This is a genomic window from Arthrobacter sp. SO5 (assembly GCF_020532805.1).
Classification (GTDB): domain Bacteria; phylum Actinomycetota; class Actinomycetes; order Actinomycetales; family Micrococcaceae; genus Arthrobacter.
In genome coordinates this window covers 56,749-71,946 of record NZ_MQTQ01000053.1, presented here as the reverse complement: position 1 = coordinate 71,946, position 15,198 = coordinate 56,749, and the positions used below count along the sequence as shown (strand labels likewise).

Sequence of the window (15,198 nt, the reverse complement as noted above, 5' to 3'; positions counted from 1 at the left end):
GCGACGGCGGGGCTGCCGCTCAGCGATTGCGGTAGTAGTCCTTCCAGATCAAGCGATGCAGGGGAATCTTCCGTGGCAGGGCCCTCAGCCCCGGGATGAACGGCAGGAGGGTCAGCAACGCAGTCAGGACAACCATGGTGACCACCACCAGGGCGTCGACACTCGGCGAGGACTTGAATGGTTCCACCTGGTAGAGGAGCGAGAAGAGCCAGAGCCAGGACTGCCCTGGCGTGTCGCCCGTCTCGTTCATCACGCCCCACTGATCGCCGGTGAGGTGCTGGCTGGCCGCAAGATCCGGAAAATAGCTGCCGTCTCCCAGAAACAGGAGGCTCCGGGTGTAGTCCATGTTGTAGAAGTTTCCGCCGCTCTGCAGCACGCCGTCCAGCGTGCCCTGCCGTGCCATGTCCAGCAGAGCACCGGTCAATGCCGGAACCGGGCCATAGTCTGCGTCGGCCACGTTGGCCGGGTCGTTGTCAGGGGCAGCCGCAAGAGCGTCGGAATAAGCGGCTGTCCAGTCGGAGCGTTGTTGATCCGTCGCAGCCGTCCACTCGGCAACGGCGGCCGGCGGGGACGGCAACGTCTCAAGCGGCGCAATCACGAAGTCATTGGCCGTTTCGATCGGAAGACGGACCCCCGAAAGACTTTGGAGGTCGATGGGACCGATTGTCTGCGCGGCGTCCTGAGTTGAGCTATAGGGCGGCCCGTAACCTGCGGTGTCGCTTGTGCCGCCGAGTTCTTTTGAGGCCGTGGCGACGAAATCCGCCGGGGCGGCACTTGCCCACGCCTTGAGACTCACGCTGGGCTCATCGGGTGACCCGAAGATGGCGGACACCCCGAGCACAAGCAGTCCGACCACCACAACGCCAATGGTGAGTTCTTTGAGAAGGTCGTATTCGCGGACACGGCCGATCCACGGCCTGCCGGCAATGTCGTCCTTCCTGCGCCACGAGGTGGTGCTGCTGCTCCTGGTGGTCATCGCGCTGCGTCCCTAGGTTCGGCGGAATCCTGAGAGTTGGCGGACTCTAGAGGATGGCTGGGCCCCGGAGGATGGCCGGGCGCCGGGCTGGCGTCGAGCAGTTGGGCGTCGCCCTCGGCGGCCTCCAGCGGTGGGACAACCCCGTGGACCCGGACCAGCAGGACATGCAGGACCACCACGGCGCCCACTGCCAGGGGCAGCAAGGTGATGTGCCACACGAAGATCTGTCCGACGTTGGCCACGTTGAACCAGGCGCCCACTCCCACGGAGTTCAGCGCGTCCTTGGCTTCGAAGGCAATCCACTGGGAATCGAAGTTCGTCTGAAGCAGATACCCGGTGAAAGCAGCCACGATGGAGACGACGAAGGAGAGCATCCCCGTGACCCAGGTCAGAACCCGCCCACCGCGCCAGGCCGCCATCCAGAACTTCAGCCACAGGTGCACCACCATGAAGATGAAGAACAGTTCCACGCTCCACAAGTGGGTGCTGTTGACGAAGCTGCCCAGTGAGGACACGTGGTACCACTGGGGTCCGTTCAATCCCAGCACGGCCCCGGAAACGATGATCCAGAGCAGCGAAGCGATAGCCCCCATGCCGAAGACATAGGCCCACGACATGACATAGCTCGGCTGGTCCTCGGGCAAGAGCTTGTCCGGGGGGAGCTTCCCGAGCATCCACCTGCGGGCCTTGCCGGTCCAGGTGTGCGCGTCGTCGTCCGCCGGCAACCCCTGTGCCGGTTTGGTCTGGGCGCTCATTTGCGCCGCTTCCCGCCGGGAAACGGAACGACCAGGGCCAGAACGAACAGGATGATCATCACCACGATCACCACTAGGTTTCCCGACTGGATGGTGAAGCCATCCCAGCCAAAATAGGTTCCGACACCCAGCGTGCCAGCGCCTGCGACAAGCCATCCGCTCATGGGCTGCTCGATTCTCTAGGGAGTCACGATTCCAGCCCATCACGGCCGGATGTCCGCAGCTAGAGTCTTTTGCCCCCCGGCCCGGCGCAGGCTCGCAGGCGTCCGGCCCGCACCAGCAACGCGGGGTCACTTACCGCCCATTACTCCCCTCCGGATGGGCGCTAAGTGACCCCGCGTTGCTCTGCTGCGGTGAACTAGGCTGGAGCGGTGACCCGCCTCATTCTTGCCTCCCAGTCCCCCGCCCGCACCAAGCTGCTCACCGACGCCGGCATCAAGCACGAGATCCTCGTCTCGGATGTCGATGAGGACGCTGTCCAGGCCCGCTACGGCGTGACCGACCCGCACGACACCGCACTGCTTCTGGCCCGGGCCAAGGCCGAGGCCGTCGCCTCGCTGCCGGAGGCCGATGGGGCCCTGGTGATCGGCTGCGATTCGGTCTTCGAGTTCGACGGCGAGGCGCACGGCAAGCCCTACACCGCCGAGGTCGCCAGGGAGCGGATGCTCCGGATGAGCGGCAGCATGGGCGTGCTGCACACCGGCCACTGGCTGGTCGACTGCAGGGACACGGACGCCGATGGCGACACCACAGAGACCGCCGGCACCGGCGCGACCCTGGGCCACGTCACGTCCGCCGAGGTGCATTTCATGGAGATGAGCGCTGAGGAAATCGATGCCTATATCGTCACGGGCGAGCCGCTGCAGTGCGCCGGCTCCTTCACGATCGACGGCTACGGCGGCGCGTTCATCCGGAAGGTCGACGGCGACCCGCACGCCGTCGTCGGGCTGTCCATTTCCACCCTCCGCGGCCTGCTGGGCCAAGCGCAGGTGGGCATCACCGAACTGTGGACCGGCGGTGCCGCCGATCCGGCGGTCCTGCGCGCAGAGTGAGCCAATTCGCAGAACTTTGTAGCAACCCTACAAAGGCGGGACGCTTTACGCGCGGATTCCGCAAGTAATATCGGCGGACCCCACAAAACCGCGCTAGGCTCCCTGAAGGAAAGAAGGAGACGCCTTGTCAGCAAATTCGGAGCAGTCCGCAAATCCCGTGCAGCGATCAGCCCAAGGAGGCACTGCCGTGGCAACCCCGCCGGGCACAAGTCCCCTGAGCAAGGTGCTGATCGCCAACCGCGGCGAAATCGCGGTGCGCATCATCCGTGCCGCACGCGATGAAGGCATCACCTCCGTGGCGGTCTACGCGGACCCTGACCGCGACGCGCTGCACGCCAGGCTCGCCGACGAGGCCTACGCACTCGGTGGCAACACCGCTGCTGAGTCCTACCTCGTGATGGACAAGCTGATCGACGTGGCCCGCCGCTCCGGTGCCGACGCCATCCACCCCGGCTACGGCTTCCTGGCCGAGAACGCCGAGTTCGCCGCCAAGGTGATCGACGCCGGCATCACCTGGATCGGGCCCTCCCCCGCCGCGATCGCCGCCCTGGGCGACAAGGTCCAGGCCCGCCATATCGCCGAAAAGGTCGGCGCCCCGCAGGTCCCCGGCACCGCCGACCCCGTGGAATCCGCCGAGGAGATCCTCGAGTTCGTGGATAAGTTCGGCCTGCCCGTGGCCATCAAGGCGGCCTTCGGCGGCGGCGGGCGCGGCATCAAGGTTGCCCGCACCCGCGAGGAAATCCCGGAGCTCTTCGAATCCGCCGTCCGTGAGGCCGTCGCAGCTTTCGGCCGCGGCGAGTGCTTCATCGAACGCTTTCTGGACGCCCCGCGCCACGTCGAGACCCAGTGCCTGGCCGACGCCTACGGCGACGTCGTGGTGATCTCCACCCGCGATTGCTCACTGCAGCGCCGCAACCAGAAACTCGTCGAGGAAGCCCCGGCCCCCTTCCTCACCGAGGAGCAGAACCGACGCCTTTACGAATCCTCCAAGGCCATCCTCAAGGAAGCCGGCTACCTCGGCGCCGGAACCTGCGAGTTCCTCGTGGGCCAGGACGGCACCATCTCCTTCCTCGAGGTCAACACCCGTCTCCAGGTGGAGCACTGCGTCTCCGAGGAAGTCACCGGGATCGACCTCGTCCGCGAGCAGTTCCGGCTGGCCCGCGGTGAGGCCCTCGGCTACGGGGACCCCGAGGTCCGCGGCCACTCGATCGAGTTCCGCATCACCGGCGAGGACCCGGGCCGGAACTTCATGCCCGCCCCCGGAACCATTACCCGGCTCGCGAACCCGACCGGCCCCGGCGTGCGGATCGATTCCGGCGTGGAGCAGGGCGACGTCATCAGCGGCAACTTCGACTCGATGCTCTCCAAGCTGATCGTCACCGGCGCCACCCGCCCGCAGGCCCTGCAGCGTGCCCGCCGCGCCCTTGAGGAGATGGTGGTCGAAGGCATCCCCACCGTCATCCCGTTCGACCTCGCCGTCGTCACCGACCCCGACTTCGCCCCCGCCGAGGGCCCGTTCAAGGTCCACACCCGCTGGATCGAGACGGCCTTCGTCAACAACATCCCCGCCTGGACGCCCGCCGGCGCCGAGGCGGAGGCGGCCGACGCCGGCGAACGCCAGCGCGTCGTGGTCGAGGTCGGCGGCAAGCGCCTGGAGGTCGTCCTCCCGGCGTCGCTGGGCAGCGGTGGCGGCGCGAACGCCGTCAAGCCCGCGAAAGCCAAGAAGCGTTCCCGCGGTGGCGGAGCCGTGGCTGCGGCCAGCGGCAATGCCCTGACCTCCCCCATGCAGGGCACCATCGTCAAGGTTGCCGTGGTCGAGGGCGCCCTTGTTGCCGAGGGCGATCTCGTCGTCGTGCTCGAGGCCATGAAGATGGAACAGCCGCTCACCGCGCACCGCGCGGGAATCGTGATCGGACTGTCCGCATCCGCCGGCGAGACCGTCTCCGCCGGCGCCGTCATTGCACTCATCGAGGACGCCGCGGCCGAGTAGCTCTGGCCCCCGGAAGTCCCCGCCGGGCGGGACGCGGGCGCGCCTCTGGCGCCCCTGTGTCCCGCCCGTGCAGACTTGGTCTGTGAAGCCATTCCTGCTCCTCGCCTCCCGCGCCGAGGACGACGCCGCCGACGACGAATACCGCGCCTACCTGCGTTACGGCGGGCTCGAACCCGGCCAGCTGCGGCGCATTCGGATGGAAGCGGGACCGTTGCCCGAGCTGGAGCTCTCCGGATACTCCGGCGTGATTGTGGGCGGGAGCCCGTTCACCTCCAGCGACCCGGCCGGGCAGAAAAGCGACGTCCAGCACCGGGTGGAGCACGAGCTCGCGGCGTTGTTGGACCGGATCGTTGCGGAGGATTACCCCTTCCTGGGCGCCTGTTACGGGGTCGGCACGCTGGGCCGGCACCAGGGCGCCGTGATCGACCGGACCTACGGCGAAGGGCTCGGCGGCGTGGCCATCAAGCTGACGGAAGAAGGGCTGCTGGATCCCCTCCTGCGCGGGCTGCCGGAGAGCTTTACGGCCTTCACCGGCCACAAGGAGGCCTGCACCGTCCTGCCCTCCCATGCCGTTCTTCTGGCCAGCTCCGCCGCCTGCCCGGTTCACATGTTCCGGATCAAGAACAACCTGTACGCCACCCAGTTCCACCCCGAGCTTGATGCCGAAGGGCTGGTGACCAGGATCGATATCTACCGCCACGCCGGCTACTTCCCGCCGGAATCGGCCGACATGCTGATGGAGGACGCCAGGCGGTTTGTCGCCACGGAACCGATGAAGATCCTCCGGAACTTCGTGGAGAGGTACGCGAACTAGGCGTCCCCGGCCGGCGGCCTGCGCTCCTGCCCGGCTGCGTCCGCGCATTCGGCTCCCGACACGGCAACGCCCGGCGTGTTCAGCGAACACACCGGGCGTTTCCGTCGGCAAATGGGGAGGCTGGTCAGGCCACGCGGTCCCGGGCTGTCAGGCCACGTTGTTCTCGTAGTCCAGGTCGCGGGTTTCCTTGCTCAGGAACAGCGCCACGAGCGTCAGGACCGACATGGCAGAGAGGTAGACGCCGACCAGCACGGGGCTGCCCTTCGCCATTTCCCAGAGCCAGACGGCGATGAAAGGGGCCACCGCCGCACCGAGAATGCTGGAGAAGTTGTAGCTGATGGCCGAGCCGGTGTACCGGACGTTCGTCGGGAACAGCTCCGGCAGCAGCGCACCCATGGGCCCGAAGGTCAGGCCCATCAGAGAGAAGCCGACGATCAGCAGGGCCATGGTGCCGACGAAACCGCCGCTGAACAGCGGTACGAAGAGCAGGCCGAAGGCGAAGATGCCGAGGGTCACGGCGATCAGCATCTTGCGGCGGCCGAACTTTTCGGCCAGCGGGCCCGAGACCAGGGTGAAGATGCCGAAGAACACGACGCCGGCGATCAGCATCCAGAGGAAGTCGTTGCGGGTGAAGCCCAGGCCGGGAACGAAGGCGGCCGCGGCGGCCTCTGTCATCGGCTTTCCGGCCTTCTCTGCAGCTGCCTTGGCGGCGTCCAGGCTGGCGGCGCGGGTGCCGTAGGTCAGCGTGAACGTGGTCATCAGGTAGAAGAGCACGTAGGTGGCGAGCATGATGAACGTGCCCAGGATCAGCTGGCGCCCGCTGGTCTTGAAGACCCGGGCAAGCGGCAGCTTGGCGACTTCTTTGGATTCGAGGACCTTGGTGAAGGCGGGGGTTTCGATCAGCTTGAGCCGGACGTAGAGGCCGATAATCACCATGACGGCGCTGAGCAGGAACGGCACGCGCCAGCCCCAGGCCTCAAACGCAGCCGGCGTCAGGGTGTAGCTGAAGACCAGGAAGATCACGTTCGCGATGATGAAGCCGATCGGCGCACCCAGCTGCGGGAACGTGCCGTAGATGGCCCGTTTGTTGGACGGGGCGTTCTCCGTGGCCAGCAATGCGGCGCCGCTCCACTCGCCGCCGAGGGCAAGGCCCTGGGCGAAGCGCATCACGACGAGCAGGGCCGGGGCCCAGAAAGTCCAGCCCGGGACGAGCGCCGTCGGGAGGCAGCCGATGAGGAAAGTGGCAATACCCATGGTCAGCAGCGAGGCGACCAGTGTGCCCTTGCGGCCGAACTTGTCCCCGAAGTGGCCGAAGACGATCGAACCCAGCGGGCGCGCGATGAAGGCGACGCCGAACACGGCGAAGGAGCTCAGCAGCTGGGTGGTCTCGCTCTGGCCCGGGAAGAATAGCTTCGGGAAAACGAGGACGGCGGCCGTGGCGTAGACGTAGAAGTCGTAGAACTCAACGGTGGTGCCGATCAGGCTGGCGACGATGACGCGGCCGCGCGAGTTCACCGGCTTGGCGGACCCGGGCTCCGTTGAAGTGGCGGTTGATGACATGTAGTAGCACTTTCATGAAGACCGGACTCCTGGCGCTTGAGACCGTCCGGCTAGGGGGATTCGTATACGTCTGATAATAGTTCCCGCCGTCCATTCACTGGACATGCGGTCCACTATTTGGACGCACGAGAGTGTCTCGCGTGATGCTCATCACCCTACGCCACACGTCGACGCTCACACCGCCACCAACGCGCCGGCTACGAACGTCGCAGCCGCGCCGTTCGTCCCACGTCAAGGGGCCGCAGCGCTCGCCGTGGCTCCGATGCCCGGGGTGGAATACCCGTCGGCGGACTCCGGTGCGACCGCGCTAGCCCGTTTTGGACCCCCAGCCCGGCAGGGTCTTAGCAAAATACGCTGCTTGGTCGAACTCCTTCTGCCACTGGGCAAGCTCGCGGCCAGCCTCCAGCCGGCGGCCGGCATTCCACCTGGGCAGGTAGCCGGGCGCGGGCAGCTCGCGGGCAGGCTTGGGCGCGGGCCTGGTCTGGACGGGCCTGGCCACAGGCCGGGTCTGGACCGGCCTCCGGCGGTAGTTCGGCTTCACGTCGGCCACCGTCCAGGTGATCACGGCGCGCATGGTGTGGACGAGCACCCAAAGGACGAGCCCCGCCAAGATGTATTGCCAAAACACGGCCAGTAGAAAGATGGCCAATATCACGAAAAGGAACATTCCGTCACTATCCCATATGCGACACGCCCGGAGATAGAGGTCTTACTCCCTGATTGCCCGTGCGGTAGTGGTCGCCAGTAGGGTCCTCGCCCGTCGTCGCAGATCATGGGCAGGAACCGCGCGGGGCCTCTTCGGACCAGGGCCTAAAAAATTCGGAGTTCAGGCCGATCGGGAACTCCGTCCAGCCCACGGCGGGCCATTCTCAGGTTGTCAGACGAGGAAGGTCAAAGTCAGGGCCGTCATTCCTCCTTCGAAGGGGAGCTACCGCCCCGCTGACAATCCGCCGCACACGTCCACATCACAGGAATCGGGCAGGCCACATAAGCCCGGTAGCATCGGGGCCATGAGCGCCGATGACGATGACATTACCGAAGAACTACTGGCCGACGCCGCGAAGCTCACCGGGCTGAGCCTTGAGCTCCTGGGTCTCGACCCGCATCCCGATGACATGACGGCAGAGCAGCGGCTCCAGTTTGATTCCGAGGACCTGGCCGAGATGGCCGCCGTCACGCCGGGCGAGCGCACGAAGGCCGTGAGCCAGACCCGCCTGCTGGCAGGCCTCCTGTGGAACTCCTCGGGCATCCTCATCGGCCAGCTCTTCCGTGATCTGGGAACGCTGAGCAATCTGGAAGCCGTCACCCCGTCCGACATCGCCGGGACCTCGGTCCTGTCCTCGCTGCCGCCGCAGTTCGCCGCCGGCTACGACGCGAAATTCACCCAGAAGTTCATCGCCGTCGCCGCCGACGTCACCGCATCCCTGGTCCGCGGCTGGACCGCCCCCGGCTGCCTCGCCGCCGAACTGGCGGTCCGTTGCCTGCTCGACCAGGCGGAACTCACCGAGGACATCTACGAACTGGACCTGCCGGAGGATTGGCGGGCGCGCGTTGAGGACGTGCTGCTCGACGGCGCGGACAGTGAGGCGCTCTATGAAGACGCCGACGGCGGCAGTCCTGCGGGACACGTCAACGACGGGATGCTGGACTTCGAGCACTGGTTCACGCCGTTCACCCCTGGCGACGCCGTTCCGCCCTATGCCTGTTCCTGAGCCTGCAGAGTAGCCAGCCCGGCCAGGAAATCCTCCGTGAAGCGCCGGACGCCGTCCCACTCGGTGTAGACGTAGTCGCGGGTAGTGTCCGTGTCCTGGGAGCCTTTGTCGCGGGTAATTTTCTTCATCACGTGCTTCTTGATAAACCCGTAGTGCGTGTAGAGCAGCGCACCGGCGAACAACCCGACGTGCGAAGGCCGCCATCCCGTTTGGTCCTTGAACTTCTCCACGTAGCCCTCCGCATTTTCCTGGTCTCCGTGGGCGGACATGCTGACCGAAACCAAGGCAGACGGGAGCCGCTCGAGCTCGCTCCGGTTCTTCTGAACAAAGTCCGTGACATACGCCTCGTGGTTGCCCATGTGAACGGAGGCCGCCACGATCACGCCGTCGTAGCCGGCCGGAAGGGTGTCGCCGGCATGTTTGAGGTCCGCCGTCTCTGCCTGGTGCCCGTGCGAACGGATCAACTCGGCCATGTACTCAGCAATCTGGGCTGTCTGTCCTTCGACGGTCCCGTACGGGATGTAGATGTTGGCCATGGTTCAGTGTGTCCGAACTGGCGGTGGAGAGGCTAGGGTCCAACGTCCCCGGCGCTTAATGGGCAGAACCCCTGCCCGGATTCCCGGGCAGGGGTTCACCGCTTTCCCATGCAAGAACCGACTGCTTGCGTTCGGGAGGCGTTTTGCTAGTAGCCGGAGGGCTGGTCGAACCTCTGGCCGGCCGGGTTGGTTGGCAGGATTGTCATCACCAAGAGCGCCAGGCCGCCGAGGAACGGCACCAGGACCACCAGGATCAGCCAGGCGCTGAGGTTTACGTCATGCAGGCGCCGGGCCAGGAGGGCCAGGGACGGAACGATCGTCGCCAGCACCCAGATCACACCAAGGATGAGTCCGACAACGGCACCGGGGCCCAGAGCGGTTGCCCCGGACGCTGCAGTCGTCATACCGGTGCTGGTCAAGACATTGATGACGATGCTGACTGCGAAGGACACCAGGGCCCACCACCAGTACTCGCTGCGGCTGGCCCGGCCGGAGAACGTGGTGTACTTTTTGAAGAATCGCTGGACGGCCTGCTGGAAGCTGGCCCCGTAGAGCGGCGCCCAGAGCGGTGTTTCGCCGGTCGCGGGCGAGAACGCGGGTTGCTGCTGCGGATAGCTCATGTAGTCCCCTTAAATGAGTGCGAATGACGAGACTCATCCTAGGGCCGTAGGCGGCCGAAAATACCCGGTGGACAGTGAGAATTTTCGCCGCGTTCATGCGAGCCGGTGGGCGTGCACCGCCGGACCTGCGCGGCCCGCCGACGAAAGGCTACATATGGACGTGCAGGCGCCGTGCGGCCTCGGAGATGGAACCGCTAAGTGACGGGTACACCGTAAACGTGCTGGCGACGTCGTCGACGTGCAGTTTCTGGGTCACCGCGAGGGAGATGGCGAAGATCAGTTCGGAGGCGTTCGGGCCCACGACGACGCCGCCGATCACGGTGCCCGAGCCCTTGCGGGCGAAGATCTTGACGAAGCCGTCCCGGTGGTTGCGCATCTTGGCGCGGGCGTTGCTCTTCAGGGACAGCTTGACGACGTCGGCCTGATACTTGCCGGACTCGATCTCGGCTTCGGAGACGCCCACGTTGGCGATCTCGGGCGAGGTGAAGATGTTCGAGGCGACCTGGTGCAGCTTGAGCGGCATCACACTGTCGCCCAGGAAGTGGGCAATCGCGATCCGGCCCTGCATGGCGGCGACGGAGGCCAGCGCGAGGACCCCGGTGCAGTCGCCGGCCGCGTAGATGTTCGGCGCGGTGGTCCGGGAGACGCCGTCGACTTTGATGTGGCCGCTCTCGGTGACGGCCACGCCGGCCTCCTCGAGGCCGATCCCGTCAGTGTTCGGGATGGAGCCGACGCAGACGAGGCAGTGGCTGCCGGTCACGGTGGAGCCATCCCCGAGGGTGACGACGACGCCGTCTTCAGTGCGTTCCACCGTCTCGGCGCGCGAGCGGGACAGCACTTTAAGGCCGCGGCGTTCGAAGACGCCCTCCAGGACCTCGGCGGCGTCGGTGTCCGAGCCCGGCAGCACCCGGTCGCGGCTGGAAATCAGCGTGACCTTGGAGCCCAGGCCGTTGTACGCGGAGGCGAACTCTGCCCCGGTGACGCCGGAGCCCACCACGATGAGGTCCTCCGGCAGCTCGTCCAGGTTGTAGATCTGGGCCCAGTTCAGGATGCGGATGCCGTCCGGCCGCGCGGTGGGGAGCTCACGCGGGTGGGCGCCGACGGCCAGCAGGATCGCGTCGGCCTCGACGGTTTCGGTGCCGTCGATGGTGAGGACCTCGATGGTGTGGTTGTCCAGCATCTTGCCGGAGCCGATGAGGATCCGGACGCCCTGGTTTTCCAGGCCTGCGCGGATGTCGTCGGACTGCTTGCGTGCCAGGCCCAGCAGGCGGTCGTTGATGTGCTTGAGGTCAGCACGCATGACCGGGGCGAACTCGCCGCCGTCGACGTCGAACTTCACGCCCAGCTCACCGGCCTCGCCCACGCGGGTCATGAGGTCCGCCGTCGCGATCAGCGTTTTGGACGGTACGACGTCGGTCAGCACCGCCGAGCCGCCGAGCCCCGCGCGTTCGATGATGGTTACCTGGGCCCCCAGTGAGGCTGCGACCATGGCGGCTTCGTAGCCACCGGGGCCGCCTCCGAGGATTGCAATGCGGGGGGAGCTGAAATCGGGATGCGTAGTCACAATCGTCTATTGTCCCCTATCCGCCCCGGCGCTCCAAGAATCGGGGCGTGCACCGTGCCGCGTGCGGTGCTGGGCATCACGGCACCGGCACGATAGCTTGTACCAGTGAGTCATACAGAATTCCTGAACTCGGATCCCTTCAACGCGGCCCGCGACGCCGCCGCCTACATAGCCGAGGAGACGGGGGTTGATACCCACGACGTGGCCCTGGTACTTGGTTCGGGCTGGGGCGACGCCGCCCATCTGATCGGCCAGACCACCGCCACCCTGTCCGCGGACGAGGTCCCCGGATTCTCCTCCCCCTCGGTGGTGGGGCACGTGGGCACCATCCGCTCCGTGCTCACCAAGGACGGCAAGCGGGCCCTGGTCCTGGGCGCCCGCACCCACTACTACGAGGGCAAGGGAGTCCGCGCCGTGGTCCACGGCGTGCGCACGGCCGCGGCGGCCGGCTGCAAGACGCTGGTCCTGACCAACGGCTGTGGCGGCCTGAACGAGGACTGGAACCCCGGCACGCCCGTGCTGATCAGCGACCACATCAACCTCACCGCCACCTCCCCGCTCGAGGGCGCCACGTTCGTGGACCTCACCGACCTGTATTCCGCACGGATCCGTGCCCTGGCCCGCGAGGTCGATCCCTCCCTCGATGAGGGTGTGTACGCCCAGTTCACCGGACCGCATTACGAGACTCCTGCCGAGGTGCAGTACGCCAAGCACATCGGCGCATCCCTGGTGGGCATGTCCACGGCGCTGGAAGCCATCGCCGGCCGGCACGCCGGCATGGAAGTCTTCGGCATTTCGCTCGTGACCAACCTCGCCGCAGGCATTAGCCCGGTGCCGCTGAGCCATGAGGAAGTCCTCGAAGCCGGTGAAGCCGCAGGTCCGCGCATCTCCAAGCTGCTCGCGGAGATCATCGCCAAGCTCTGAGGCCGGGTCCCCGCGGGTTCAGTCCCGCGGGGCCTAGGTCCCTGCGGCCAGGTAGCTCACGGCTTTTACCCTGTCCTGCGGGAACCGGCGTTCCATCGAGTCGGCGATCCCGGCGATGGTCTGCCGCGCCAGCGCCTGCCGCCACGCGAGCTCGGCCTGGCGCATGGTCTGCGAGATGAGGCACGTGCGGACGTAGTTCTGTTCCTGATCCGCATCAGGGACATTGCCCAGGATGCCTTCACAGCGGAACGCCGGCTCCGGACCCTCAAGTGCCAGGACGACGTCAAGCACCGTGATGTGCTCCGGCCGGCGGGCCAGGTGGAAGCCGCCGCGGGGGCCCGAAACTGAGTCCAGGACGCCGGCGTGCACCAGCGCCTGGAGCTGTTTGTTCAGGTAGGCGCCGGGGAGCTTGTAGTACGCCGCCAGCCGGGCGCTATTGACTGCTTCCCCTGCCGGTGTCCACGCCATGTTGACGCAGCTGTGCACCGCCCACTCCACCCCACGGCCCGTCTTCATATTCCAGACGTTACGTGTCCGGAAAAATGGGTGTCAAGGGCCCGGCCGCCTTCGGGGGGACACTTCACGGCAATGCCGGCGTTCGGCATTGCCGTGAAGTGCCTCCTCGCGGGGCAGCTACCGTCCCAGGTCCCGGCGTTGCGGACCTGTGAGGCTCCTCTCGCTTGTCGGGGGAGGTTTCCGCGGCAAATGGCACTAGCTTGGTACCCATGACGTCTCCTGATGCCGAACTCAGCCGCCTCCTGAACGAAGCCCGCACGTGGGCCGCACAGGACCCGGACCCCGCCACCGCCGCCACCCTCAGCGGGCTGATCCAGCTTGCGGACGACGGCGTTGCAGCGGCCCGCCAGGAGCTGGCGGACAGCTTCAGTGGCACCCTGCAGTTTGGTACCGCCGGCCTCCGGGCTGCCCTGGGCCCGGGCCCGAACCGGATGAACCGCGTCGTGGTGCGCCGCGCCGCAGCCGGCTTCACGGCCTTCCTGACCGACGCCGTGGGCCACGCCGCCCCCGGCACCCGGCCGCGCGCCGTCGTCGGCTATGACGCCCGCTACAACTCCGAGATTTTCGCCGAGGAAACCGCGGCCATCCTCACCGCCGCCGGCGTCGAGACGTTCCTGATGCCGGCTGCGCTCCCCACGCCGCTGCTCGCCTACGCGGTGCGGGCCCTGGACTGCGACGGCGGCGTGATGGTCACGGCCAGCCATAACCCGCCGCAGGACAACGGCTACAAGGTCTACCTGGGCCGGCACGCCGTCGAGGACAGTGGCCGCGGCGCGCAGATCGTGGCGCCGTACGACGCCCGGATCGCCGCCAAGATCGACGCCGTCGGCGCGCTGGACACCATTGCCCTCGCGACCCAGGGGTGGACCGTGCTGGAGCGCTCCATTGCCACCGATTACGAGTCCGCCGTCGCGGCCCTGGCCGTTCCGGAGCACTTCCCGGCGCGCGAGCTGAAGATTGTCCTCACCCCCATGCACGGCGTCGGCGGGGAGACGGCGGTGGCCGTCCTGCACGCAGCCGGCTTCACCGACGTCACGCTGGTCACCGAACAGGCCGAGCCGGACCCCGACTTCCCCACCGTGAACTTCCCGAACCCCGAAGAACCGGGCGCCCTGGACCTGGCCCTCGAAACGGCGGCCCGCGTGGACGCGGACATCGTCATCGCCAACGACCCCGACGCCGACCGCGCCGCGGTGGCCGCCAAGGATCCGGACACCGGAGCCTGGCGGATGCTGCGCGGGGACGAGGTCGGCGCCCTGCTGGGCGCCCACATGGTGGCCCGGCTGGCAGCCGGTGAAGATGCAGCCGGCGGCGAGGCTCCGGGAGGGGTCTTCGCGAATTCGATCGTGTCCTCGCGGCTGCTCGCGCGCATCGCTGCCGCGGCGGGCTACGCCCACGAGGAAACCCTCACAGGCTTCAAATGGATCGCACGCGTCCCCGGCCTGCTTTACGGCTACGAGGAGGCGCTGGGCTACTGCGTCGCGCCGTCCCTGGTCCGGGACAAGGACGGGATCTCCGCGGCCGTGCTGATCGCCGAATTCGCGGCAACGGCGAAGGCCGCGGAAAAGACGATCTTCGACACCCTGGATGAGCTGTCCCTTGTGCATGGCCTGCACGCGAGCGACCAGCTCAGCATCCGGGTCGCGGACCTGGGCCTGCTGGATGCCATGATGAACCGGCTGCGCGTCAGCCCGCCGGAGTCCTTCGGCGGCTCCGCCGTCGAGACGGTCACCGACCTGGCCGAAGGCAGCGAAAACCTCCCGCCGACCGAGGGCCTGCTGTACCTCACGCGGGACCTCAGCCGCATCATCATCCGCCCCAGCGGGACGGAGCCTAAGCTCAAGTGCTACCTGGAAGTCATCCGCAGCGTCGGTTCCGCCGCGGAACTGCCGGCGGCGCGGCACGAGGCCCGTGCCGCGCTCGACAGCGTCCTGGCGGACGTCCGCGAGGCATTGGGACTCTAGAGCGCGAGCTCCATGTACCTGGTCCGGATCCAACCGCAACGCGGGGTCACTTAGCGCCCATCCAACCGTCATTTTCGGGCGCTAAGTGACCCCGCGTTGCCGTGTTACCGGCTCGTTAACAGTGGCGAACGGGGTGCGAAAAAACGGCAACACCCGGGAAACATGCCCGAAAAAACATACGTCTACGCTGGGGTCCATCAGCAGAACCGGCCACA

Annotated in this window: 15 protein-coding genes; 6 read left to right on the top strand and 9 right to left on the bottom strand. The window is 66.9% G+C overall.

Going from position 1 to position 15,198, the window contains the following annotated elements; genetic code table 11:
- Positions 1 to 19 precede the first annotated feature (19 nt).
- The 3 genes from BJG92_RS09045 to BJG92_RS09035 are packed head-to-tail and all read right to left on the bottom strand — an operon-like array spanning position 20 to position 1,895.
- Positions 20 to 976, bottom strand: coding sequence for a hypothetical protein (locus BJG92_RS09045; RefSeq protein ID WP_232083700.1), 957 nt, complete (start codon positions 974 to 976; stop codon positions 20 to 22).
- The gene (locus tag BJG92_RS09040) at positions 973 to 1,731 is read right to left on the bottom strand and encodes a cytochrome b N-terminal domain-containing protein (protein ID WP_232083699.1); all 759 of its coding nucleotides are present in this window, start codon (positions 1,729 to 1,731) and stop codon (positions 973 to 975) included. The genes BJG92_RS09045 and BJG92_RS09040 overlap by 4 nt, the downstream gene beginning before the upstream one ends.
- The gene (locus BJG92_RS09035) at positions 1,728 to 1,895 is read right to left on the bottom strand and encodes a hypothetical protein (RefSeq protein WP_232083698.1); all 168 of its coding nucleotides are present in this window, start codon (positions 1,893 to 1,895) and stop codon (positions 1,728 to 1,730) included. Before BJG92_RS09035 ends, BJG92_RS09040 begins: the two co-directional genes overlap by 4 nt.
- A 207-nt stretch (positions 1,896 to 2,102) precedes the next feature.
- Between BJG92_RS09035 and BJG92_RS09030 the strand changes: the two genes are divergently transcribed.
- The 3 genes from BJG92_RS09030 to BJG92_RS09020 all read left to right on the top strand — a co-directional run bounded on the left by BJG92_RS09030 (position 2,103) and on the right by BJG92_RS09020 (position 5,587).
- Positions 2,103 to 2,783 (top strand): nucleoside triphosphate pyrophosphatase, encoded by a 681-nt coding sequence (locus BJG92_RS09030; protein ID WP_232083697.1) that lies wholly within the window; start codon positions 2,103 to 2,105, stop codon positions 2,781 to 2,783.
- A 187-nt stretch (positions 2,784 to 2,970) separates the two neighbouring features.
- Positions 2,971 to 4,773 (top strand): biotin carboxylase N-terminal domain-containing protein, encoded by a 1,803-nt coding sequence (locus BJG92_RS09025; protein WP_232083696.1) that lies wholly within the window; start codon positions 2,971 to 2,973, stop codon positions 4,771 to 4,773.
- Between the two features lie 82 nt (positions 4,774 to 4,855).
- Positions 4,856 to 5,587, top strand: coding sequence for a glutamine amidotransferase (locus BJG92_RS09020; protein WP_232083695.1), 732 nt, complete (start codon positions 4,856 to 4,858; stop codon positions 5,585 to 5,587).
- A 147-nt stretch (positions 5,588 to 5,734) separates the two neighbouring features.
- On the opposite strand, the gene BJG92_RS09015 is transcribed toward BJG92_RS09020, so the two are convergent.
- Positions 5,735 to 7,147, bottom strand: coding sequence for an MFS transporter (locus BJG92_RS09015; protein WP_232083694.1), 1,413 nt, complete (start codon positions 7,145 to 7,147; stop codon positions 5,735 to 5,737).
- Positions 7,148 to 7,454: 307 nt separating this feature from the next.
- On the bottom strand, positions 7,455 to 7,814 hold the full coding sequence (locus tag BJG92_RS09010) for a hypothetical protein (RefSeq protein ID WP_232083693.1): 360 nt from the start codon (positions 7,812 to 7,814) through the stop codon (positions 7,455 to 7,457).
- Between the two features lie 343 nt (positions 7,815 to 8,157).
- Between BJG92_RS09010 and BJG92_RS09005 the strand changes: the two genes are divergently transcribed.
- Complete coding sequence (locus BJG92_RS09005) at positions 8,158 to 8,859, top strand: hypothetical protein (RefSeq protein WP_232083692.1); 702 nt, start codon at positions 8,158 to 8,160, stop codon at positions 8,857 to 8,859.
- Here BJG92_RS09005 and BJG92_RS09000 read toward each other — a convergent pair.
- The 3 genes from BJG92_RS09000 to BJG92_RS08990 form a co-directional block, all read right to left on the bottom strand.
- Entirely contained in the window at positions 8,844 to 9,395 is a 552-nt protein-coding gene (locus BJG92_RS09000) for a flavodoxin domain-containing protein (protein ID WP_232083691.1), read from the bottom strand. The two genes, BJG92_RS09005 and BJG92_RS09000, sit on opposite strands and share 16 nt — an antisense overlap.
- A 146-nt stretch (positions 9,396 to 9,541) precedes the next feature.
- The gene (locus tag BJG92_RS08995; protein WP_232083690.1) at positions 9,542 to 10,015 is read right to left on the bottom strand and encodes a DUF805 domain-containing protein; all 474 of its coding nucleotides are present in this window, start codon (positions 10,013 to 10,015) and stop codon (positions 9,542 to 9,544) included.
- Between the two features lie 148 nt (positions 10,016 to 10,163).
- Positions 10,164 to 11,579 (bottom strand): NAD(P)H-quinone dehydrogenase, encoded by a 1,416-nt coding sequence (locus BJG92_RS08990; RefSeq protein ID WP_232083689.1) that lies wholly within the window; start codon positions 11,577 to 11,579, stop codon positions 10,164 to 10,166.
- 105 nt (positions 11,580 to 11,684) lie between these two features.
- On the opposite strand from BJG92_RS08990, the gene BJG92_RS08985 reads away from it, so the two are divergent.
- Entirely contained in the window at positions 11,685 to 12,503 is an 819-nt protein-coding gene (locus tag BJG92_RS08985) for a purine-nucleoside phosphorylase (RefSeq protein ID WP_232083688.1), read from the top strand.
- A 33-nt stretch (positions 12,504 to 12,536) separates the two neighbouring features.
- Here the strand turns inward: BJG92_RS08985 and BJG92_RS08980 are convergent, their stop codons facing one another.
- Positions 12,537 to 13,019: an Rrf2 family transcriptional regulator gene (locus tag BJG92_RS08980; RefSeq protein ID WP_232083687.1), complete on the bottom strand. Its 483-nt coding sequence runs from the start codon at positions 13,017 to 13,019 to the stop codon at positions 12,537 to 12,539.
- A gap of 209 nt (positions 13,020 to 13,228) precedes the next feature.
- Here BJG92_RS08980 and BJG92_RS08975 point away from each other — a divergent pair, with 209 nt between their 5' ends.
- Positions 13,229 to 14,983, top strand: a complete 1,755-nt coding sequence (locus tag BJG92_RS08975; RefSeq protein WP_232083686.1) for a phospho-sugar mutase — start codon at positions 13,229 to 13,231, stop codon at positions 14,981 to 14,983.
- Positions 14,984 to 15,198: the final 215 nt, after the last annotated feature.